Genomic DNA, 23,478 nt, shown 5'->3' on the forward strand with positions numbered 1-23,478 from the left:
TCTCTGACGTCTTTTTCTTTTACCGTTTCGGCGCTCTGTATCCGGCCGCTACCGCATCCTCTACGGAACAGAACATTTCCGCGGGATCTGTCGTCCGGTCGTAGTATGTACTTCCCGGTGTGTGATAAATGCCGTTCCGGCTGCCTTTAATGTCGCATCCCTGTGAGGTGCCGGCTGCTTTCGTTTCGGCATGTCCGCCGGAGGAAGGGGCGTTGTTTTGCGCCGTTTCCGCATTTTCGGATATTTTTGTTTCTGCTTTCTGCCGCTTTAAAGTTTTATTTTCTGACTGAAGCGTTTCAGCGGTCTTTTCGAGCTTCTTTTGTGAATTTTTTAATTTCTCATTGTCTTGTTTGAGTGATTTGTTTGTTTTTTTCAGCTTGCTTATCTCTTGGCTGAGTTTGCTGAGTTTTTCTTCATTGCCGGCTTCGGCTTCGGATTTCTCCTTTTCGGCCGCGGCACTGATGTTTTCATATTTTTTCTCAAGCGCCTGGTGTTCCTTCGTCAATTTTTGATAAGCGGTATCAAGGGTGCTGTATTTCTCCTCTGCCTTCACGGCCGAGGCGTCCGGCTCTGCGAGGGAGGCGCCGGTCAGAAGCAGGATAAATCCGCCGATGAGAAGGGGCCAAAACAGCTTTTTTGAAAAATGTTTGTCTTTTTTTGCCGCTTTGCATATGAGATGGAATATTCCGTATCCGACTGCGCAGAGAAAAGCTAAACATCCTATAATAGCGATTGCATTCGACATCATGAAACTCCTTTTTTCTTTATCTTACAATTTATTTTCATTTTTGGGAATTCCTTTTTTGGGAAACATGAAAAACCAGGCCGTGAAAGACCTGGCTTTTGCCTTTTATTGCTCGTTGTCGAGAAGCCGGTTGATGAAATATGCGACGCCGTTTTCATCGTTGCTTTTTGTAATATACGTGCTTTTTTCCTTCAGTTCATCAATCGCATTGCCCATGGCGATGCGGTTTCCCGCCGCTTCAAACATGGAGAAATCATTCGGGCTGTCGCCGATGGCGTAAATATCCTGTTTTTCAATTCCGTACAGTGAGGCAAGCTCCGTCAGAGCACGTCCCTTTCCGGAACCGGCAGGGAGGATTTCGATAATGTGTTTTCCGGAAGATGTCTGGGATAATTTCGGATGATGTGTAATTTCTTCTTTGGCGTTTCTCAGTTTTTCCATATCAAAAGAGAAACAAAGAAGCTTGTAAACATGTTCGTCTCCGTTAAAAATCGCCTGTATATCCTGCACGGGTTTAATGCCGAATTGTTTGAACTGCGTCTTTGCGCCCTCCCATAATGTCCGAATATCTTCCTTGGGATTGGCGCTTTTCAGAATGTCCAGTTCTGCCTGCAGTTTGGACTCGCCGTCAAACGGGGACAGCAGATGATCATCTGTATAGACCTCAAAGTAAATGTTGTTGTCCGTTAAATAAGCGGCGATATCCTTCCCGGCCTGCTGATCCATTAAGAGCCGGCTGACGAGGCGGTATCCTTTGTCATGGACTGTCCCGCCGTTTGCCGCAATGATCGGAATATCCAAATCCTTTAAGAGCGCTTTTACATCAAATGTGGCTCTGCCCGTGCAGATGGCCACGAGAATGCCCGCTTCATCCGCTCTTTGTAAAGCCGCTCTGTTTTCCGGAGAAATCACACTGTCCGAGTTCAGTAATGTGCCGTCTAAGTCAATGGCTATCAATTTCATATGTATGGATGCCCTCCTTAAAAATAAAGCTGCTTCATGTAGTATGTTCAGCTTTGTGCGAAATCAGCAGAAAGCCGTCAGTTAAAAGGCTATACCTTCATGTCCTTTTTTTCAACAGAAAAACGGCGGGATTTGCTAACCCCGCCGTGACATCTTACGCGTTTAAATCATTTTTTAATTTCGTTTTCACTTCTTGAAGGTTTTCCTCATTCAGCTTGAAGTAATAAATATTTTTGCCGTACTGAGGAGTGTAAATATAGCTGTCTGAACCTGTCAGCTGCAAAGAATCCACCGATTTCAGCGATGTGATAAACGGGAACAGACCGATGGCGTCATTAAGAGATAAGTTCATTTTTAAGTTTTTCCCTAAGCTGTCGACGATATCGTCATAAGATGGGATCGAGCTTAACGATTTAGATTTTTTAATAATGGCGCTCAGCACTTCCATCTGTCTTTGTCCGCGCATCAGATCGGTGTCGGCTTTGCGTGTTCTTACATAAGCCAGTGCCTGCTCACCGTCAAGCGTCTGGACGCCCGGCTTCAGCACGACTTTTCCTTTTGTATCGACCTTAATACGATCGGCAATTTTCTGGCTTTTCACATTTACCGTAACGCCGTTCAACTCATTGACGACATCGCGGAACGCGTCGAAGTTGCTCTCAACCACATAATCTACCGGAATATCAAGCATGTTTTCTACTGTTTTATAAGTTAAATTATAACCGCCGTAAGCATGTGCGTGTGCGAATTTGTCATAGCCGTGTCCCGGGATGTTGACATAGGAATCCCGCGGAATGCTGAGCATCGTCGCTGTTTTCTTTTTCCGGTTGAAGGTGACGAGCACGTTGGCGTCACTTCTTGCGTCATCTACTGATTCACCCTTACTGTCACGGGCGTCTATTCCTAAAAGCAATACGGTGAAAGAATCCTTCTTCGGGTCAAATTCTTTGATCCGTTTTACGGACTGGTCGCCGCGGTCAAGGCTGACGTGCGCTTCTTTGGTCGCATTATTCAATTTCACAAATGCGTAGGTGCCGACGGAACCGGCGATCACCAATAAGAAAGCGGCGAATACCAGTACAAATTTCACCCATTTTCTGAGGCGTCTTTTCTTTTTTCTGCGTTGAGATCGTTCTTCCATATCATTACCTCTCGTTTCTATTCTTTGTGAAGCGTACCATAATTGTTGACTTGGAGCAACTCTTCAAATGAGAAAATTCCAAATCTTTCTCTCTATTTCGACAACATCTACTGTTATTTTTGCATTAGGTTCACATTATATTGGACGGCAGGAAGCGGGAAATGTTTCGGCGCTTTGTAAAAAATAATCAGTAAAATAATGGATATTAACGGTGCGGAAGGTTTGAAACGATCGGAAACAGGCAAAAGAAGCAGTAGAACAATTCCGCGCGGATACAGCGTTGGATGAAGGGAGTCTATATAACATGAAAAGCATACACTCGAATAAATGGCTCTATTTTTTCGGCGCACTCGGCGGCGCGTTATACGGATATGATACCGGAGTCATTTCCGGAGCTATTTTATTTATGAAAAAAGAACTGGGACTGAACGCCTTTACAGAAGGCCTCGTCGTCAGTTCGTTATTGGCGGGGGCGATTCTCGGATCGGGATTCGCCGGCAAACTGACCGACCGGTTCGGCAGGCGGAAGGCCATCATGGGAGCGGCGCTGCTGTTTTGTATAGGCGGTTTAGGAGTCGCTTTTGCCCCGAATACAGAGGTGATGGTTCTTTTCCGGATCATTCTCGGACTGGCTGTCGGAACATCTACAACGATCGTTCCGCTCTATTTATCGGAGCTGGCTCCGAAGCATAAACGGGGGGCGCTTTCTTCGCTGAATCAGCTGATGATTACGGTCGGAATCCTCGTTTCTTATATCGTGAACTATATATTTGCCGATGCAGGCGCTTGGCGCTGGATGCTTGGACTTGCGGTTGTGCCGTCAGTCATTCTGCTGATCGGAATCTTATTTATGCCGGAAAGCCCGCGCTGGCTGTTTACGATCGGCAAAGAAGAGAAAGCAAGAGAAATCCTTTCATTATTGCGGGGAACGAAGAATATTGATGATGAGATTGATCAGATGAAAGAAGCGGAAAAGGAAAACGAAGGCGGCTTGAAAGAATTGTTTGAGCCGTGGGTGAGACCCGCGCTGATTGCCGGCCTCGGACTTGCCTTTTTGCAGCAATTCATCGGGACAAATACAATTATTTATTACGCCCCGAAAACATTTACCAGTGTCGGGTTCGGCAATTCCGCGTCTATATTGGGAACGGTCGGAATCGGCGCCGTCAATGTCATCATGACGCTTGCGGCTATTAAAGTCATTGATAAGATCGGCCGGAAGCCGCTGCTGCTGGCCGGAAATGCGGGCATGGTCATCAGTCTGCTCGTATTGGCCGCGGTCAATCTTTTCTTTGAACATTCAGCAGCCGCATCATGGACAACGGTGATTTGTTTAGGCCTGTTTATCATTGTGTTTGCGGTCAGCTGGGGGCCTGCCGTATGGGTCATGCTTCCTGAATTATTCCCGCTGCATGTCCGGGGTATCGGGACGGGTGTCTCCACTTTGATGCTGCATGCCGGAACATTGATTGTCTCATTAACCTATCCGATGTTAATGGAAGCAGTCGGCATCAGCTATTTATTTCTCATTTATGCCGCGATCGGGATACTGGCATTCCTGTTCGTCCGGTTTAAAGTGACCGAGACGAAGGGGAAAAGCCTTGAAGAAATTGAGCAGGATCTGAAAAGCCGTAACGGAGGCTCGGGATCAGAATCAAATCGGCGGACAGTTCATCCGTAATATTCAGTTTTAGGGGGGCGGTTATTCACCGGCCCCTCAAAACGGATGCCGAGCGGGCGCCCGGTCACATAAATGACGGGGATATGTCATACGTTGTATAAAGTCACGATAAAGGCGGGGATGCCGGTGAAAACGAGTATTATTATCCTTACATATAATGAACTTGAGCTGACGAAAAAATGTCTGGCCAGCATTGAACGATACACCGACAAAGATAAGATTGAACTGATTATAGTTGACAACGGTTCCTCAGACGGAACGAGAGAATACATATCAAATCTGCCTGACGTCAAAGTCATCCTAAATGAAAAAAACCTCGGGTTCGCCAAAGGGTGCAACCAGGGTATCGAAGCGGCAGGGGGAGAAAATCTGCTGTTTCTGAACAACGATACGATGGTCACGAAAAATTGGCTCACCTCCATGCTGAGGGTGCTGTATCATTCTGAAAAAGCCGGTATGGTCGGGCCCGTCAGCAACTATGTCAGCGGCGCGCAAATGATCCATGACGCATATCAATCGCTTGATGAGCTGGAATCATTCGCGGAGGCGTATTGCGCACGGGAAAAGCATCATACAAAGCGGGTGCTGCGCCTTGTCGGCTTCTGTCTTCTGGTGAAAAAAAGCGTCATTGAAGACACCGGCCCGTTTGATGAGCAATTCGGATACGGTTCTTTTGAAGATGATGACCTATGTCTGCGCGCCCTGCAAAAAGGATACAGCCTGCACATCGCTCTCGATGCCTTTGTGCATCACCACGGGCATGCGACGTTTACGGCTAATCAGGATATCAATATCAATCAGTTATATTCGGAGAACCGCCAGCGTTTTACGGAAAAATGGGGCACTGATTTTACGTACTTTACTCATCCGAGACCGGAAATTGCGGAGCTCGTTCCCCGGGAGGCGAAACGGATACTTGATGTCGGCTGTGGTGCGGGAGCTACGGGGCTGGAACTTCAAAACAGACAGCCTTGCGAACTGTACGGAATAGAACTGCACCCGCTGGCGGCGCAAGCGGCAAAAGGACATTATGAAGCGGTGCTGCAGGAAGATGTCGAAAAAGTGAAGCTGCCTTATCCGGAAGGCTTTTTTGATTGCATCATTTTCGCGGACATCCTTGAGCACTTAAAAGACCCGTGGCGCGTCATTGAAACGTACTCATCCTATTTGTCGCCTGCCGGATCAATCGTTTGCAGCATTCCGAATATTTCCCACGCCGAAGCGCTGTTCCCGCTTCTGCTCGGTGACTGGACATACAGAGACGCCGGTATTCTCGACCGCACCCACTTGCGGTTTTTTACGCCGCAGACGGTGCGCACGCTCTTTCCGGAAGAGACATTTGACGTGAAAAAGCAGTCCTATACGTATGTTCACGTGGATGAGCGGGTGCAGCTGTTTTTACAGGAAATCACACGAATGGCGCAATCGATGCAATTTCCGGTGACACAGCTGCCCGAACAAAGCCGGATTTATCAGATTCTCCTTCGTGTCGAAAAAACACGCTGAAGGCTACCGCCCCATCGTTCCGAAGTTGGTAATCTGAATGGAAACATCATAGTCAAAGGCCGCTTCGGAGAAGGTTTCATCCCAGTGATGCTTCACTTTCTTCCAATAGTCGGGATATTGAATGCGGACTCTGTCAGAAAAGAAGACAGGGTCCGTTTCATATTGATTCTGCAGCTTATCGATGACTTCTTTCATATCGCTTTTCAGTTTTTTTTCGAAAATCTTTTCCAGCCCGTTTAAATAGTGCTGATCGAATGAATCTTCTCCGGCATATTGATCCTCTGACAAAAGTCCTTTTGTTTTCACCGCTACGTGAAATGACAGCTTCCCGTTTTTCAGCAGGGGGGTGATGGAGGATGTTGATTTTTTGATCTCGAAGGTAATCGGGTGCCCTCCTTTATCCAAAGCGGGCAGCACGCCGCCCTGTATCGTCCCCGTCAGCCAATTCAGGCTTTGTACTTCGTATGATGACAGAAAGCCTGCCAATCTGTTTTGTTTTCCGTTTTTGATAATGGCCGCTCCGTCATACACCGTTTTTCCTTTTTGATTGCTGACGGCCTGAATGAGAAAACTGAGTTTATTATGGCAGTAAATCGAAGCTCTCCCGATTCGGAGCGGTTTTAAAATCTTCCCGTTGTAGCCGCCGTTGTTCGTAAGGTCGATCAGCTTTTCCGCGGGCATGGGCTGCTGCTGATTCGGCGTCGGCTCTGTCAGAATATCGGACGCTTTGCCTCTCGCCGCGAAGAGATAGCTGCTCCGCCTTAATTCATCATCACGGATAAAATGATTCATCATCTGGAGTATATTTTGGTCGGCCAGCAATTTGTCGCTGAATATCAGCACTTTTAAATGATCGCTGTAAACGGGCGGATCTTTTAAAGCGACTTCACTGACGGCTTCAAGAATGGTATCCCCCCGCGACGTCACATTGACAAACACGGGCCGGCCGGAAGCCTGGCTGTTTTCACTTTGGGGCAGCAGGTTTTGATAGGTTAATTTATATCGGCGGTCACTCGTCTCGTCTATCGCCAGTCCCCGGGCGAAAGATAGCTTTTCGACTTCCTTCGCGTCCCAGCACCCTGAAAGCGTCATCAGTATGAAAAGCGCCGCCGCCCATTTGATGAAAAGTGTCATGACGTCTGTTTCCTCCCGGCTATTTTTTTCATCCAGCTGACAAACCAGATGAGAAAAGGAATCATAATGACGGCAAAAAACGCATATCCGAGAATATTCGCGAATGCAAACACACTGTTGATATCATCGGGGTACATTGAAAGGCCGAATGTCACTGCCAATAAGCCCCCCAGCAGCCAGGCATTGTTTTTATTTTTCAGTCTGAAAATGGTGTTTAACCCGAGATGCGCTCCTTTAAAAGAACCGAGCATACAGGTGAACTGCTGGCATGTCCACGTAATTAAAAGAAAGATATCAAACCTTTCGATGAAAATACCGCGGATTTCCAAGGCGTGAATCAGGGAAATGGTCGGATATGTCACCGTTTTGGCTTCAGCGATCGACATACAGCCGATGACGACAAGCAGCGTAAAGCTGTAAAATAAGCCTGCGCATGCGATGCCGAAGACGGCAGCCTTTTTCGCCTGCTTCGGATTTTTCATAAACGGCACCAGATAAAGAATCACCTCAAGTCCTGAAAAATACAGAAGGGTCCGCGGAAACAGCTCAAAAAAGCTTTTGTAGCCCCCATCCAAGACCGGGCGGACGAAATCCAGCTTAAACAGTCTCAGGCTGAATATGAGCAGCACAATCAGAATGACGATCGCAATCGGAAAGAGATAAGCATAGAGTTTTGAAATGGGATACACCCCGCCGGTCACATGGTAGATGCCGACCGCCAGAAAGATGAATATAACGACACCCATCGGCGTATTTTTCAGTAAAAAGTAATTGATGACCTCACCGAGAAAACGGGCTTGAAAACAGACGGTGACGACAAAATAACAGCTGATGAATAAATTCAGAAGAGAACCGATGGCGCGTCCCATGATGCTTTGATTCAGCTCATAAATGGTTTCCCCGCTGTTTTTCTGCAAAAACGGCATAAAGAGCAGGACGATGCCGATAAACACGAGACTCTGCACAAGAATAATGATCCATCCGCTCGGACTGTCCGCTGCTGCGGCGGAGCGCGGCAGTGTTAACACGCCCGCTCCGATCATTGTTCCGCTTACCATGAGAAGTGTCTGCATAAACGACAGCTTGTCTTCCGGTTTTTTCATGGTGATCACCTTTGCTTGATTTTATCTTTCGTCTCTTTTCTGGTCGGCCGTTTTTTCAAAAGAGGCGTCGGCAGTCTGACGATCGTATCTTTTAAGTCCTGTCCCGGCTGCGCCATGATCGGAATAAGATAGTCCTGGCCGAAGCTTTTCAGGCGCATCAGATGGCCGACGACAAGCAGATAACACATGATCAGTCCGTATAAACCTAATATCGCCGACAAAATCATCGAAAAAATACGGATGAGTCTCAGCGGAAAATTGAACGCATAGGAGGGCGCCGTAAAAGAAGCCAATGCCGTAACGGATACGATAATGACCATCATCGCGCTGACGATGTTCGCCTGAACGGCGGCCTGCCCGATCACCACGCCCCCGATCAGGCCGATCGTCTGTCCGATCGGCTTCGGCAGCCTGAGTCCGGCTTCTCTGATCATCTCAATCGTAAAAATCATAATAAACGCTTCAACAAAAGGGGGAAACGGAACATTCAATCTGCTTCCGGCAATCGTCACCGCCATTCTCGTCGGCAAAAGCCCCGTGTGAAACGTAACGAGCGATATGTAAAGGCCGGGTAAATAAATCGTGATTAAAATGCATGTATACCGAAGCAGCCTGAGAAAGGTAACCGGAACCCACCGCTGATTATAATCGTCAGGTGAGTGGATAAATTCATCAATGGTAGCCGGCACCAAAAGGGTAAAAGGCGTTCCGTCTACAAGAATGGAGACCCTTCCTTCCAAAAGAGCGCCCATAACCCGGTCGGGCCGTTTGGTCGTCAAGACGGTCGGGAAAATGGAATACGTGTTATCTTCAATAAGCTGCTCGATCGTTCCTGATTCCGGAATGTCATCAATGGTGATCGAATCCAGTCTTTTCATCACTTCTTTTACAACATCATCAGGCGCAATATCCCGAATGTAGGCAACGGCGATCCGCTTTTTTGTCCGTTCGCCGAGTGTGATCTCTTTGATCTGGAGGTTGGGATCACCGGACTGCTCGCGCAAAAGCGCCGTATTCGTTCGGAGCTTTTCGACAAAACCTATCCTCGGCCCCCGTTCAAGCACTTCTGAAGCCGGTTCTTCAATATCACGCATTTTAAATGTTTCCGTTTCAAACGAAAGGGCTTCCTCCCATCCCTCCGCCAGCAAAACCGATTTGCCGGAAAAAATGTCTGCCTCCGCGTCCTTAAGTGAAGAAAGCCGGGTGTGACGATAGCCGAAAGAGATGGATGACGGCGGTATTTCAGCCGGTTCCTCTTGATGCAGGGCGGCCGCCTGCACGGGCGAAATAATATATTCCGCAAGCAATTGATTGTCGGTCAGTCCGTCTATATATATAAGGCAGGCGTCACATTTGCCGTTTCCGTACGTAAACGAATAAAACATCATGTCATCGCTTTGGCCGAACCGTTTTTTCAGCGCTTCAAGGTTTTTGCCGAGCTCCGCATGTATCGTCATAATGTTCCCCCCTTTCCATCAGTTATTTTAATTTGCGACAAACAAGGCATTTTATTCTGGAATAGGAAATGACTGAGCATTCCGCCCCATCCGAATGGTATAATGAGCAGGTCAGCCATTTTATACATATTGTTTTTAACCGCGGCTCCCTCCGTGTTTTAAAAAAGACACAGGGGGAATGGGATATGAGCCGCTTTTTAAGGGGAGGGGAACGAACATGACGCAAGAGCCGATTTTTTTACAGCCTGTATGTAAAGAAAAAATATGGGGCGGCACGTTATTACGCGAACGATTCGGATACGACATACCTTCAGAAACAACCGGCGAATGCTGGGCGATATCAGCCCATCCGCACGGAATGAGCACGGTCAAAAGCGGTCCGTATCAAGGGAAAACCTTGATGGAACTGTGGGATCAGCATAGAGAATTATTCGGCGGAACGGAAGGGGACCGGTTTCCGCTGCTGACGAAAATACTGGACGTCAAACACCATCAGTCTGTTAAAGTCCATCCTGACGATTATGACGCCGAGGAGCATGGACAGGGTGAAATGGGGAAGTCTGAGTGCTGGTACATTATTGACTGTAAAGAAAACGCGGAAATCATATACGGTCACACGGCCCGTTCGAAAGCGGAACTTGTCACCATGATTAACAGCGGTGACTGGGAAGGCCTGCTGCGCCGCGTGAAGATCAAACCCGGCGATTTTTATTATGTGCCGAGCGGAACCATCCATGCCATTTGCGCGGGGGCGCTCGTGCTTGAAACACAGCAGAATTCAGAGGCCGCCTACCGGATATATGATTACGGGCGTACAGATCAGAACGGCGGGACGCGTGATCTGCATATCCGCGATGCCGTCAACGCCGCGACCGTTCCTCATGTGGACGGATTTTTAGATGAATCAACTGAAACGAGAAAAGGCGTCACCATCAAAACCTTTGTGCAGGGAGAATATTTTTCTGTATACAAATGGGATATCAGCGGGACGGCGGAAATGACCCAGGATGCTCCGTTTATGCTGTGCAGCGTCACAGAAGGAAGCGGCTCCATCATCTGTGGAGGCAAGTCCGCCGAGCTTAAAAAAGGCGCGCATTTCATACTGCCGGATCAGATGCCTGACTTTACGATAAACGGAGATTGCACGCTCATCGTTTCTCATATATAAAACCAAACTTAATCCCAGCTCTGGGATTAAGTTTTTTTATATATATATTTCACTTTAAAAATTAAAGCACTTTCCGATAAAAATAATAGTGTGATAGATAAATATAGAGAAGGAGGAGAAGTAATGAAAAAAAGTTTGGCTGCCGCAATGTTATTGTCAGCGGTTACTCTTGAATTTTTCACGATAACAGACTCAGTAAAGGCAGCTTATATTGACAATTCCATTTATCAGTTAGAAACAACACAAAAGTTTGCTTCTGAAAGTGAGGCTTCTCAGGCAGTTACAAAATTGAAAAAAGATACCGGATGGAAAGCAGACTATCAAAAGAGCGGAACGTCTAAGAACTATCAAATATCTGCTTCAGGTCTGACAAGCGAAACGAATGCTAAAAGCGTACTAAGCGATTTTACGAAGCAGACAGGCATTAAAGGAACATCAAGTCCGACGGGCAGTAAGCAGCCCTATTATACTGCAGTTTCCGGAACTATTTCAGGTGAACAGCAGGCTAATAACTTGCTTGATAAAATGAAAAAGGAAACAGGATTAACCGGTACTGTTAAACCGAATGGTGTGAAGCAGCCTTATATAAGCATTGTTACATCTGAGCTGACAAGTGAGGCCGGTGCAAAGTCTGCTATTCAAGAGTTAAAGAAGCAGACTGGAGTCAATGCTAATTATCAAAAACTTGAACAGGAACCGGAGATCATTCAAATTCAATCCGGAAAAATTCAAGGAGAGAAAACAGCATCCCAAGTGAAAAGCAGTTTTCAAAAAGATTCTGGGCTGAATGCCACGTTAAACATGACTGATAAAGGCCAGTCTTACTACATTGTTACAACGAATTCTTTGATCAATAAAGCAGATGAGGCGAAAAGTCTTATCAAACAGCTTGAACAAAGCACAGGCGTCAAAAGCAGTTACAAAACCATCAATAATAAAAAAACTATCACATCGTATAATATAGAAACGGGTTATTTTAACGGGCTGAGCATGGTTAAAAATTCGATCAGCCAAATAATAAATAACACAGGAGTTAAAGGGTCCTACCAAAAAGTTGGTGCTACAAGTAATTATGTTGTGAAAATGAAGGATGTCAGCCCGGAAAAACTAAAAAGTCTTCAAGCTTTTTTTAAGAAGAAAAGATGGCATATGACTTATACAGCTGTAAAGAAAACTTCAACCCAAACAACTTATCAAGTGATAACAAATGCTGTAACAAACGCACAGGCGGATAAAGCAGTAAATTTTCTTAGCAGAAAAAAATTAAAATCATCAAAATCAAATTCAGGAAAAACAGCTGCTAATCAATATCAACTGTTATCACAACAGACTGCTGACAAAACAAAAGTAACAAAAGGTTTAAACTCTTTAAAGAAAATCGGTATTAATGCAACTGCCAAATCTATAAAACAACCAAAAGGAATAACTTATAAAATTAAGACAGAAGCCTTGCTGGACACAGCTAAGATTAATCAAGTCAAATCTTTCTTCAAGACAAAAAAATTAACGGCAGTAAGTGAAAAAACCGGTAAATCCGCTTATACGCAATATCAAGTCACTGTTAGTGACTTATTAAATCAAAAAGATATAGATCGTGTGTTAACTTTTTTTAAAACAAATAATGCGAAAGGCAATGCCAAACAAAATGGCAAAAGCACATACACGCAATATAAATTAGTTACAGATCAAATCAGCACATCGTCGGCTTTAAACAAAGGACTGAGTTTCTTTAAGGCAAAGAACTTATCAGCAAGCTACACTACTAAAAACAATCCAATATACAGTATAGTGATTACTGAACAATTTACAGGAAAAAGCAATGCTGATAAGGCTGCAAGCAAAGTGAAGCAGCTTTATGGGTGGGCAGTTTCAAGTGTTGAGGTGAAAAGCGGTCCTCAAATAATGGAAACAAATTATAATATTACGATGAGTGAAATGGTCGCGAAGCAGTTAAAAGCGAACCCGCAGACGGATTCAAGTGCCTACGTATCTCTATCTTATATTAATAGTGCAAATTCTACCGTAACCGCAGATTTTCTTAATGTCAGGTCTACTCCAGAGGTAAAGAGCAATAATATTATAGGAACAGTGACAAAAGGTTATAAGGTTAATATCATTAGTGTAGAGAATAACTGGGCAAAAATTAAAATGGGTTGGCGGAAAGCAAGCGAGGAAGAAGTTTCCTACTATGTAAACCCCGCAAACTTTTCTGTGTCAGATAAAAGTTATTTTCAGTTTTTGAAGTTATCGAAATATGCAGGACTGACAGCATCAGAAGTCAATACAAAGATTTTAAAAGGGAAAGGAATTCTTGAAGGAAAAGGTGAAGCTTTTATTAAGGCAGCTGAATCTAACAGTATTAATGAGCTCTACCTGATTTCTCACGCTTTATTAGAGACCGGAAACGGTACCTCAGAGCTGGCAAACGGTGTGACCTATAATGGGAAAAAGGTATATAACATGTATGGCATAGGTGCATATGACGGAGACGCTGTGAACAAGGGTGCCCAATATGCATATAACCAAGGATGGTTCAGTCCTGAAGCAGCGATTACTGGAGGGGCCAAATTTATCGGACAGAGTTATATACACAATGCCGTATACAACCAAGATACCTTGTATAAAATGAGATGGGAGCCTTCTGTAAGCCACCAATATGCATCTGATATTGGTTGGGCGTATAAGCAGGTAAATAGAATGTACAGTCTCTATAGTCTGTTAGATAACTATCAGCTTTACTATGATATTCCTGTCTATAAATAAACGTGTTAAAGAGCTCGGAGTCATACTTCCGAGCTTTTTTCAATATTAAATTGGACAGATGTCTTTTTGTTTGTACGATTATTTTTAAGCACTATGGAGGCAATATAAATATATAAAACACCTGTTCAATTGTGTGAACAGGTGTTTTTGTATGTTATTTGTTCTTCTGCAAATTGGAGCAGTTTGCTGCTCGAATTCCCATCTGAATACATATTCCATTTGTCCGAGAACCGCTTCATTTCTTCTGCACGAAATGGCTTTTTCGTCATTTCCTCCAGAAGGGCTTCGCTGTCATGACAAGCCTTTCCGGGAATGACGGACGTATAATTGTCGATTAAACCGCGTTTTCGATCATATTCCTCCAGATCATACGTGAAAAAGAAAATCGGTTTATTTAAGAGCGCGAATTCAAAAGGCACGGAAGAGTAATCCGTAATTAAAATATCAGCCGCTTTCAAGAGATCATGAAGACGCATGTCAGACACGTTCTTGATCAGTTCGCTTTCAAACGAAGCCGAAATATGATGCAAAACGGCAGGATGAAGCTTTACAAGCAGCATATACTCTCCGTTTAACGCGTTTGTGAGCTGTTCTTCGGTGAATGGCAGCCGAAAGGATTGCATATCATAATCCCTGAATGTCGGTGCGTACAAGATGATTTTTTTCGGCCATTTGTGCTTCAGTTCCGGCTTGTGTTCTTCATAATAGACGTCAGTCAGGGGGATACCCGTTTTTAACAGCTGGCCGTCCCGTATGCCGAACGACTTTTTAAAAACGTCAGCCATGGCGTCTGAACCGACGGTAACAAAGTCAAACGAGCGGTACACTTTTTTAAAACGGCTGATATCTGATGCCGGACGATTTTGATTCGTCACATCCTCAAGGCCGAACTTTTTCAAAGAGCCGTTCGCATGCCACACCTGAATGCATGTCGTTTGCGGCCGGCGGTTTAAGACGCTTGTCATGAGGAAATAGTTATCCGTTATCACCACTTTGCTTTTAAAAAGGACCAAAACAGCCTTCAAAAGATGCAGCGGATGTTTTTCGTTCAGATAAAAAGAGCCGACACCTTCCAGCTCTTTTTTCAGACTGACGGCGTGTCTCGTATACAAAACCGTCATTTCATAAGAAAGCGATTCAGCGTGCGCTTTGTAAGAACGGATGAGAGCCTGCGCATTCTCTTCAAAAGATACCAGCAGGGTCAGATGGTTCTTGGGCTTTACAGGCTTGAACAAAACGCCGAGAACAGACAGATATATAGAATAAAAAGCGGCGAATAAAGATCGCAAGTTCATAGATTACCAATCTCTTTTGCTGTTTTATTTGTTTAAAGCTGTTTCGTTTGATCTTCTGCCTGCTTGGAATACAGGCTTTTATTTGATTTATTATTTCTCAAAACGGTAAAAGCATACTTCGGAATGTTCAGCATCCTTTTCCATCTCCACGGATTCGTCACCAGTCTGTACAGCCATTCCAGATTCGTTTTGATCATCCATTCAGGGGCGCGTTTCACCGTTCCGCTGAACACATCAAAGCTTCCGCCCAAACCGATCGATACAGCCTGAGGGAAAAGATGTTTGTGTTCATAAATAAATTGTTCCTGATGGGGATATCCTAAGGCGACAAATACGAGATCGGGTTTCGCCCGGGAAATCTGTTTGGCGACGAAGCGTTTATCCGCTTCATAACCGTTGCTGGCTCCGACAACCTCAATATTCGGATACTCTTTGCCGATCCGGTTCAAAACGGCGTCAAGCACGTCTTGTTTAGCTCCGTATAAAAATATTTTTTTAGACTGCCGGTTTGCGAGGCCGAGCAGCGCAAGAAACACATCGAATCCCGCAATTCTTGATTTCAGCGGGTGCTGCATCAAACGTGACATTAACACGACGCCGATACCATCCGGCAGGACGAAATCCGCGGAAGAAATGACTTGATGATAACCTTTGTCTTTCGCCGCAGCGTATCCGATCTCAGGATTGACCGTCGCAATAACGGCTCCTTGCTTCTGTGCGATATAATAAGTGTCTAAATATGAAATAAACTCCTGTAAATTTCCATTAACATAAGAAAGGTTGTGCACCATTTCAGTCTGCATCTGCCGTCCTCCTTTTTGTACGGGATTTTCTTTCACTTTTTCGTGACTTAGGCTAAGCTTTATTTTAACATAATACCTTCAGTTAAACTTAACAATAGTTTTACAAAAATATAAATAAGATAACAATTTCTTTAATCATAGGCGCAAAAACCCTGCTAAACTCCTATTGTAATAACATTTGTTAATAAGTGGAACTTAACTTCGTTTTACATTGGCTTAACCTTTTCAGGGCTATGTGATATAATGAGGTTCCATGAGTACGAAATTGGCACTTTAGTGATTAAGGATACAGCTGCGCAGCATTTCAGAGCAGTTGCTTGTTATACGTATGATGATAGAAAGGAGCTTTTGTTTCATGAAGAAGGTCATTACTTACGGAACGTTTGATTTACTGCATTGGGGTCATATTAAACTGCTTGAGCGCGCAAAGCAGCTTGGAGATTACCTTGTTGTTGCCATCTCAACAGACGAGTTCAACCTGCAAAAACAAAAAAAGGCCTACCACAGCTATGAACACAGAAAGCTGATTCTGGAAACGATCCGTTATGTCGACGAAGTCATTCCGGAAAACAGCTGGGATCAAAAAGTACGTGACGTAGCGGATCACAACATCGACGTGTTCGTAATGGGAGACGATTGGGAAGGCAAATTCGATTTCCTTAAAGATCAATGCGAAGTCATCTACCTCCCTAGAACCGAAGGCATTTCCACCACACAGATAAAAAAAGAAATTGCCGGGGTGTAATACGGAATTATTGAATGCATGAACTGTTCAAAGTACTTCTTATTTGCTGATAAGGAGTACTTTTTGATGCTTAAATAGGTTTGTTATAATAATCTGAGGGAATAGTATTATTTTGCAGTGTTTTACTAAATTCCATATGGTGAAAGGGAGAAAAAATTTGTCCAATCAGCCTATTAACGATAATAATGAGCTTCCCGATATGATGTATTATTTTATCTCAGGAGGCCTCCCGGATGATTACGGAGGTCTGACCAAATCACTATTATTGCGTTCTAAACTATTCGGAGAAGAGAGTCAAAAGAATACCGCCTTTCTTACTTTTAAATTTGATTTGGAATTTCGGAGAAAAAAAAACGAACTCTTTGAAAGAAAGAAAACCGACCCTCAATATACACAAGTTATCAACATGTATGATGACTTTTTAAGTAAAAGAACAAAAGGCAAGCGGATTTATTCGGAGAAAATTGAGCTGAATCAAATAAAAAAACATGTCAGCAAGGGGAAAGTAAGCAAAACTATCTCAAAAATGTTCGGAAAATCATCAAACGATTATAATCTTTCCTATTATTCAGGCAGTGACGACGTGCGTTACGTAGATTACCTGAATGATGAAAAACAAGTAATCAAAAGGGAAGAATACAATAAAGAAGGAAAACCCGTCATTGTCTCTCATTTTGATACAAAGACGAATCAAATCTTCCTTCAGGAGTTTATCAACAGCGAAAATGTCGTTTATCTGGAAAAGCACTTCATGTGGGATGACCAAAATGAAGCAGTCAAATTCACACATTTTACTTGGTACTCAGAAGAAAACCCTTTAACATTTAAAGATGAATTTGAGTTGCGCAGGCATTGGATTGATATTCTCCAAAAAGAGAACGATCGGCCTAAACTATTTCTGGTCGACAGCAGACTACAGGATAAACATGTCTTCAGAGTGAAAAAAGCGCCGTCATCTTATTATGCTGCGATTATTCACAATAAACATTATGGTGATAATAAGTTCCAGATCAAAGGACGCTATAAAGAACTTTTCGGCCAAATAAATAACCTTGATGCCGTATTTTTTATCACTGAGGAGCAGATTGCAGATTTCAGTTTGATTTCAGGGGAAAAAGAGACATTCTTTTTTACACCGCATACGATTAATAAACCGCTCGATGAAGAGGTTTTGAAAGTTCCGAGCGAACGAAATAAAGCGGTTATTATCTCTCGGATTGTACCAATGAAAAACCTGACGCATGCCGTTAAAGCGTTCAAACTTGTTGTAAATGAAATCCCGGATGCGAAACTGGAAATATTCGGTTCTGGAGGAGAAACAGAGAAAATCAAAAAGGAAATAAAAGCTCAAAACCTCAAGAATAATGTATTGCTGAAAGGCTACACGAACAACCCTGATTACGAGTTTCAAAAAGCGTGGCTGACAATTTCAACTTCTCACTTTGAAGGCTTCGGTCTGTCCAATATGGAAGCATTGAGCAATGGATGCCCGGTCGTAACTTACGATTACGATTACGGTGCCAGAAGCTTGGTAGAAGATGGAGTAAACGGCTATGTAATTGAACAATATAATATAGAAAAGCTGGCTGAGGCCATTATCTCTTTAATGAGAGATGACAGCACTCACAAACAATTTTCACGTCTAGCCTTTAAAATGGCGGAGAAATACTCTAAACCAAACTATATTAAAAATTGGTCATATGCTCTTTTCAAAATGGTTGAAGTGAGAAAAGAAAAGGAACGGCTTGCTGAAAAAGTCGGTTCTAAAGAACACCCGATCACATCTTTTGAAAAAAATGCCAACGGATTAGCGATCAGCGTTTCAGTGTCTGACCAGAATGATGCATTTGAAAAAGTCCGAATGGTTGGGATTGATCGGAAAAACAAATCTGAAATCATATCCGTATCCGCTGATCAACCGGCTCAGCCATTTTATATAGATCTTGAAAAGAACATCCAAAAAGAAAAAATTGACGCAAATCATACTTCGGTTCTTGACTTTTACATTCAATATATAACAGCTGACCATATCCGTATTCTAAGAAGGGTATCCAGCCGTGAAGTCAATTTCGGCGAAAAAGATCGGTTTATGAATAACGGATATACTTTCGAACCTTATACGACTGTGAAAGGGAATTTCTCTATTAAATTAAACAAAAAGGATCACATCGATTAAGTGAAATCGGTTAAGTGAAGAGCTTTAATTCAGAGGAGCAGAAAATAAGTATGGATGAAAATACCGTGAGCAAATGTATTTTGAAAAGCTTAAAAAATAATGTGGGAGACCTGGCACTCTCTATTTCACTTGAAAGCGAAGAACCGTTAGCTGAGGAAGTGAAATGTTATTTAAAATTAAAAGAACGGCGTTCCGGAGCCGAGGATGTTGTTATTTTAGAGAAAGAGAGCCCGGCTCAATACAGTGCATCAATTAATATTCACTCGTTTCCTGAACCTTTAGAAATGGGACAGACTTATGATTTTTATGTGGTACTGGGGGAACCGGCAGCGGAAGAAGAACAGCCGAAGCAGGTGCGTTTAACCGTGGAAGCTGAAGCGATTGAGCGTGCCTACCACCTTGATCATACGACTGAGCTGTTAATTTTACCTTATACAACCGATAAGGGCAATTTCTCTTTAAAGGTAAAAAGAGAAGCGAAAATTGTGAAGTTTGATGAGATTCAGCTGAAGGCAGAAGAGATTATGATTTCAGGGTATGCAGGATATCTAAGTTCGGAGAATCAGCTTTCAGTTAAAAACCTGCAATTTGTCATTAAAAAAGGGGGAGAAGATCCCGTAGAGAAACATTTCCCTATTAAAATGACGAAAAAAACGGAGAATATTGAACAGCTTCGGGAAGATGCATTCACCCCTGAAATTTTTGATTTCCAAATAAAAATTCCATTAAAAGATATTCCTTATTCTCTGGAAAAACGATTTGTCTACCGTATGTTTATGGAGTTTCATTGTGAAAACGACGAAGCTGAACCTATTGTTCTCAGCAGCACTCCGCTTGTGCTCGGAGACAGAAAAAATAAACTGAAAGGCCTCATAAGCGTTGTGAATAAAGACAGCGGACCGGTCAGGTATGAGGTATATAAAAAGAAGAAAAAGCAGACTGTCTGTATCCGTGTGAACGACTACAGCCTGAAAACAAGGATGAGATACTTCATAAAAGGGAAGAAAAAACGTTTCATTTCCAAAATGAAAAAACTGAAAAAACGCAGAAATTCCCTTATTACGAAAGGTTATAAAGTTGTTTTCAGAATGGCGAGCAAAATGCCTGTTAAAAGCAAGACCATTATTTTTGAAAGCTTTAACGGCAAACAATACAGCTGTAATCCGAGAGCCATTTATGAATACATGCAAATCAATCATCCTGAATATAAAATGTATTGGAGCGTAAATAAACAGTATGCAGCGCCTTTTAAAGAGAAGGGCATTCAATACATTAACAGGCTTTCTATCAAGTGGCTGTTTGCTATGGCGCGGGCAGAATATTGGGTCGTCAACAGCCGTCTGCCTTTATGGATTCCAAAGCCGGAACATACAACCTATCTTCAAACATGGCACGGCACGCCTTTAAAAAGACTTGCAATGGATATGGAAGAAGTTCATATGCCGGGTACTAATACGAAAAAATATAAAAAGAATTTTATTAAAGAGGCATCCAATTGGGATTATTTAATTTCTCCTAATGCCTACTCGTCTGAGATATTTGCGCGCGCCTTCCAATTCGATAAAACTATGATTGAATCAGGTTATCCGAGAAATGATTTTCTTCATAATGATAATAATAATGAGACAATCACAGCGATAAAAAGAAGGTTAAACCTGCCTGAGGATAAGAAAATCATTCTTTATGCGCCGACATGGAGAGATGACCAGTTTTATGCTAAAGGCCGTTATAAATTTGACCTTGATTTAGACCTGCATAAATTAAGGGAAGAGCTCGGAGATGAATATCTCGTTATTCTGAGAATGCATTATCTTGTGGCCGAAAATTTTGACCTCGGTCCGTTTGAAGGGTTTGCTTACGACTTTTCTGCACACGAAGATATTCGGGAATTGTATATGATTTCAGATCTGTTAATTACCGATTACTCTTCTGTATTTTTCGATTTTGCAAATCTGAAACGCCCGATGCTGTTTTTTGTTCCCGATATTGAAACATACCGGGATAAACTCAGAGGGTTTTATTTCGATTTTGAGAAAGATGCTCCTGGTCCGTTAGTGAAAACGACAGAGGAAACGATCGAGGCAATCAAACATATTTCATCACCGGATTATCGGCACCCGGTTTCATTCAAACCTTTTTATGACAAATTCTGTTATCTTGAGTCAGGACATTCTTCTGAGAAAGTCGTGAAAATTGTGTTTGAATCTGAATAATAGAAAAACCCCTTTGTATCAAGGGGTTTTTCTATTATGCTTTACAAACCTTTTAGCAGCATTTGCATGCGGCTTGAAAGTGAAAAAAAATTTGATTTCTGGTACAATTATCAGCGATGCTTTATAAAATCAAATCAACCTAAGGAAGATTAAAATGAATGCTGTAGTGAAAATACTAAAAGAGCAAGTAACATCATTTCCTTTAATCATGCGTTTAGCAGCCTACGAAACAAAGTCTAAATATCAAATGAATTATTTAGGCGTTTTATGGCAGTTTTTAAATCCTCTTATTCAAATGCTTGCTTATTGGTTTGTTTTTGGATTGGGGATCAGAAAAGGGGGGCCGATGGCTACAGGTGCCGGAGAAGTGCCTTTTATTTTGTGGATGCTTGCAGGTCTGATACCGTGGTTTTTTATAAGTCCGACAATATTAGACGGATCAAATAGTGTATTTAAAAGAATTAAAATGGTGGCTAAAATGAATTTTCCAATCAGTTCTTTGCCGTCTGTCGCCATCGCTTCTAATTTGTTCAGTTATGCAATTATGATGGTGATCTATATCATTGCATTGCTCGCCAGCGGAATCTATCCGAGCCTTCATTGGCTTCAATATATTTATTATTTTGTTTGTCTGATGGCTTTCTTATTTTCGTTCAGCTTGTTTAATTCGACAATCAGCGTGCTGATCCGAGACTATCAGTTTCTTCTGCAGGCAGTGACAAGACTTTTGTTTTTCCTCCTGCCGGTTTTTTGGGATATTAACTCAAAGCTGGGGGCAGCTCACCCGGAATTGGTTCCTGTCTTGAAGCTGAATCCGCTTTTTTATATAATTGACGGTTTCAGGAACAGCTTATTAGATGGTCAGTGGTTCTTTCAAGATGTGAAATATACACTGTATTTCTGGCTGTTCACCTTATTTTTGTTAACAGTCGGTTCTGTTTTACACATGAAATTCAGAGATAAGTTTATTGACTTTCTTTAATACGTAAGGAGATTGTACGATGAAACTAAAGGTTTCGTTTCGAAATGTTTCAAAGCAGTATCATCTTTATGAAAAACAGTCGGATAAAATAAAAGGTTTGTTTTTCCCTGCTAAAGATAACGGTTTTTTCGCTGTGCGAAATGTCTCCTTTGATGTATATGAAGGGGAGACAATCGGCTTTGTGGGAATTAACGGATCGGGTAAATCGACGATGTCCAATCTGCTTGCAAAAGTGATACCGCCGACAAGCGGTGAAATTGAAATGAACGGCCAGCCGTCGCTGATTGCGATTGCAGCCGGTTTAAATAATGCTTTGACGGGCCGGGATAACATAAGACTTAAATGTTTAATGATGGGGCTGACAAATAAAGAAATCGATGAGATGTATGAAAGCATAGTTGAGTTTGCTGAGATCGGTGATTTTATTAATCAGCCGGTGAAAAACTATTCAAGCGGTATGAAGTCCCGCCTTGGTTTTGCTATTTCCGTGCATATAGATCCGGATATTTTAATCATTGATGAAGCCCTCTCCGTAGGAGACCAGACATTTTATCAGAAGTGTGTTGACCGGATCCAGGAATTTAAAGAACAAGGAAAAACCATTTTCTTTGTGAGTCATTCCATTGGTCAGATTGAAAAAATGTGTGACCGTGTGGCTTGGATGCACTATGGTGAATTAAGAATGTTCGACGACACTGAAACCGTCGTCAAAGAGTACAAAGCATTTATCGATTGGTTTAATAAACTCTCCAAAAAAGACAAAGAGAAATATAAGAAAGATCAGGTTGCTGAACGTAAAAAAGAATCGCCTGAGCAGCAGGCAATTGTGAAGGAACAAAAGAAAAATAGTAAATCCGGATCAGCAGTCAATGCTATTCAAATTGCTATTTTATCAATACTGCTTGTGTTTATGGCAGGAACCATGTTTTTCAGCGCCCCGCTTCGTACTATCGCTTCCTTCGGTAAGATCGGATATCAAGATGATGTTAACAAGGGGAAAGACCAGATATTGGTGAACAAAAAAGGTTTCGTATTAAAAGACCAGACGCAGGCCTATAAAGATACAGAGCTGAAAAAAAAGGCGGAATTCCTTATTCCGTTCGGTGCTCAGGTGAAAGTGGTATCTGAAGACAGGCAATCAACAAAGATTGAGGTCAATAATAAAACGTACTATATCCCGGAAAATGCAGCGGTCTATAACGAAAAAAGTTCAAATGTGAAAGCATCCGCTTTTTCTCCGTATGTAAAGCAGGGTGATACTGATCAACTTGTGTCACATCTCGGTGAGCGCGTTAATGATATTCAGCAAGAAATGAAAGAGCTGCAGAAAGAAGTAGTGAACGGCCGGGAGATGCTATATCTTAAAAATGGCGAGGTCAGTTATGTAGTGAATAATGGCAAGGCCGAGCAGCTTGTTTTCAGAGGAATATCAGCTATTACTCCGGCAGATCTATCCCTGAATAATAAAGATGTTATAAAGGGCAGCAGTGATCGGCAATTTATTGCGGCAAATGATAAATACGCTTTTATTATCAATAACGATAATCAAACTTTAACCTGCATTATAAAATAAAAAGCTGTTGGAATAAATCCAACAGCTTTT

General features: G+C 42.8%; 17 protein-coding genes. 9 read left to right on the forward strand and 8 right to left on the reverse strand.

Annotated features, from left to right (window positions below; genetic code table 11):
• Positions 1-19: 19 nt before the first annotated feature.
• The 3 genes from OVA33_RS07135 to OVA33_RS07145 form a co-directional block, all read right to left on the reverse strand.
• The gene (locus OVA33_RS07135; RefSeq protein ID WP_063636506.1) at positions 20-745 is read right to left on the reverse strand and encodes a sunset domain-containing protein; all 726 of its coding nucleotides are present in this window, start codon (positions 743-745) and stop codon (positions 20-22) included.
• A gap of 105 nt (positions 746-850) precedes the next feature.
• A complete protein-coding gene (locus OVA33_RS07140; RefSeq protein ID WP_053285360.1) occupies positions 851-1,708 on the reverse strand; it encodes a Cof-type HAD-IIB family hydrolase in 858 nt (285 codons plus the stop codon).
• A 154-nt stretch (positions 1,709-1,862) separates the two neighbouring features.
• Positions 1,863-2,849 (reverse strand): LCP family protein, encoded by a 987-nt coding sequence (locus tag OVA33_RS07145; RefSeq protein ID WP_014419036.1) that lies wholly within the window; start codon positions 2,847-2,849, stop codon positions 1,863-1,865.
• A 304-nt stretch (positions 2,850-3,153) separates the two neighbouring features.
• Here OVA33_RS07145 and OVA33_RS07150 point away from each other — a divergent pair, with 304 nt between their 5' ends.
• Both OVA33_RS07150 and OVA33_RS07155 read left to right on the forward strand, forming a co-directional pair.
• Positions 3,154-4,530: a sugar porter family MFS transporter gene (locus OVA33_RS07150; RefSeq protein WP_017418788.1), complete on the forward strand. Its 1,377-nt coding sequence runs from the start codon at positions 3,154-3,156 to the stop codon at positions 4,528-4,530.
• 93 nt (positions 4,531-4,623) lie between these two features.
• Positions 4,624-6,036 (forward strand): bifunctional glycosyltransferase family 2 protein/class I SAM-dependent methyltransferase, encoded by a 1,413-nt coding sequence (locus tag OVA33_RS07155; RefSeq protein ID WP_017418789.1) that lies wholly within the window; start codon positions 4,624-4,626, stop codon positions 6,034-6,036.
• A 3-nt stretch (positions 6,037-6,039) separates the two neighbouring features.
• Here OVA33_RS07155 and OVA33_RS07160 read toward each other — a convergent pair whose 3' ends face one another.
• The 3 genes from OVA33_RS07160 to OVA33_RS07170 are packed head-to-tail and all read right to left on the reverse strand — an operon-like array spanning position 6,040 to position 9,730.
• The gene (locus OVA33_RS07160; protein WP_063636505.1) at positions 6,040-7,170 is read right to left on the reverse strand and encodes a Ger(x)C family spore germination protein; all 1,131 of its coding nucleotides are present in this window, start codon (positions 7,168-7,170) and stop codon (positions 6,040-6,042) included.
• Positions 7,167-8,273, reverse strand: coding sequence for a GerAB/ArcD/ProY family transporter (locus tag OVA33_RS07165; RefSeq protein WP_063636504.1), 1,107 nt, complete (start codon positions 8,271-8,273; stop codon positions 7,167-7,169). Before OVA33_RS07165 ends, OVA33_RS07160 begins: the two co-directional genes overlap by 4 nt.
• Before the next feature lie 5 nt (positions 8,274-8,278).
• A complete protein-coding gene (locus OVA33_RS07170) occupies positions 8,279-9,730 on the reverse strand; it encodes a spore germination protein GerBA (protein WP_017418792.1) in 1,452 nt (483 codons plus the stop codon).
• 217 nt (positions 9,731-9,947) lie between these two features.
• Here OVA33_RS07170 and manA point away from each other — a divergent pair, with 217 nt between their 5' ends.
• Together manA and OVA33_RS07180 are read left to right on the forward strand one after the other, a co-directional pair.
• Complete coding sequence (gene manA / locus OVA33_RS07175; RefSeq protein WP_017418793.1) at positions 9,948-10,898, forward strand: mannose-6-phosphate isomerase, class I; 951 nt, start codon at positions 9,948-9,950, stop codon at positions 10,896-10,898.
• 123 nt (positions 10,899-11,021) lie between these two features.
• Positions 11,022-13,661, forward strand: a complete 2,640-nt coding sequence (locus OVA33_RS07180; RefSeq protein ID WP_017418794.1) for an N-acetylglucosaminidase — start codon at positions 11,022-11,024, stop codon at positions 13,659-13,661.
• Between the two features lie 125 nt (positions 13,662-13,786).
• Here the strand turns inward: OVA33_RS07180 and OVA33_RS07185 are convergent, their stop codons facing one another.
• Together OVA33_RS07185 and OVA33_RS07190 are read right to left on the reverse strand one after the other, a co-directional pair.
• Entirely contained in the window at positions 13,787-14,956 is a 1,170-nt protein-coding gene (locus OVA33_RS07185) for a CDP-glycerol--glycerophosphate glycerophosphotransferase (protein WP_017418795.1), read from the reverse strand.
• Between the two features lie 32 nt (positions 14,957-14,988).
• Positions 14,989-15,759: a WecB/TagA/CpsF family glycosyltransferase gene (locus OVA33_RS07190; RefSeq protein WP_017418796.1), complete on the reverse strand. Its 771-nt coding sequence runs from the start codon at positions 15,757-15,759 to the stop codon at positions 14,989-14,991.
• 355 nt (positions 15,760-16,114) lie between these two features.
• On the opposite strand from OVA33_RS07190, the gene tagD reads away from it, so the two are divergent.
• The 5 genes from tagD (at position 16,115) to tagH (ending at position 23,448) form a co-directional block, all read left to right on the forward strand.
• Positions 16,115-16,504, forward strand: coding sequence for a glycerol-3-phosphate cytidylyltransferase (gene tagD, locus OVA33_RS07195; protein WP_003151361.1), 390 nt, complete (start codon positions 16,115-16,117; stop codon positions 16,502-16,504).
• 157 nt (positions 16,505-16,661) lie between these two features.
• Positions 16,662-18,680 carry an alpha-glucosyltransferase N-terminal domain-containing protein gene (locus tag OVA33_RS07200; protein WP_017418797.1) on the forward strand — a complete coding sequence of 673 codons (2,019 nt, stop codon included), beginning with the start codon at positions 16,662-16,664 and terminating at the stop codon, positions 18,678-18,680.
• A gap of 50 nt (positions 18,681-18,730) precedes the next feature.
• A complete protein-coding gene (locus OVA33_RS07205; protein ID WP_017418798.1) occupies positions 18,731-20,893 on the forward strand; it encodes a teichoic acid poly(glycerol phosphate) polymerase in 2,163 nt (720 codons plus the stop codon).
• 154 nt (positions 20,894-21,047) lie between these two features.
• Positions 21,048-21,875: a teichoic acids export ABC transporter permease subunit TagG gene (gene tagG, locus OVA33_RS07210; protein ID WP_017418800.1), complete on the forward strand. Its 828-nt coding sequence runs from the start codon at positions 21,048-21,050 to the stop codon at positions 21,873-21,875.
• Positions 21,876-21,894: 19 nt separating this feature from the next.
• Positions 21,895-23,448, forward strand: coding sequence for a teichoic acids export ABC transporter ATP-binding subunit TagH (gene tagH / locus OVA33_RS07215; RefSeq protein WP_017418801.1), 1,554 nt, complete (start codon positions 21,895-21,897; stop codon positions 23,446-23,448).
• Positions 23,449-23,478: the final 30 nt, after the last annotated feature.

The sequence above is a fragment of the Bacillus sp. KICET-1 genome (assembly GCF_027721405.1).
GTDB lineage: Bacteria > Bacillota > Bacilli > Bacillales > Bacillaceae > Bacillus > Bacillus velezensis.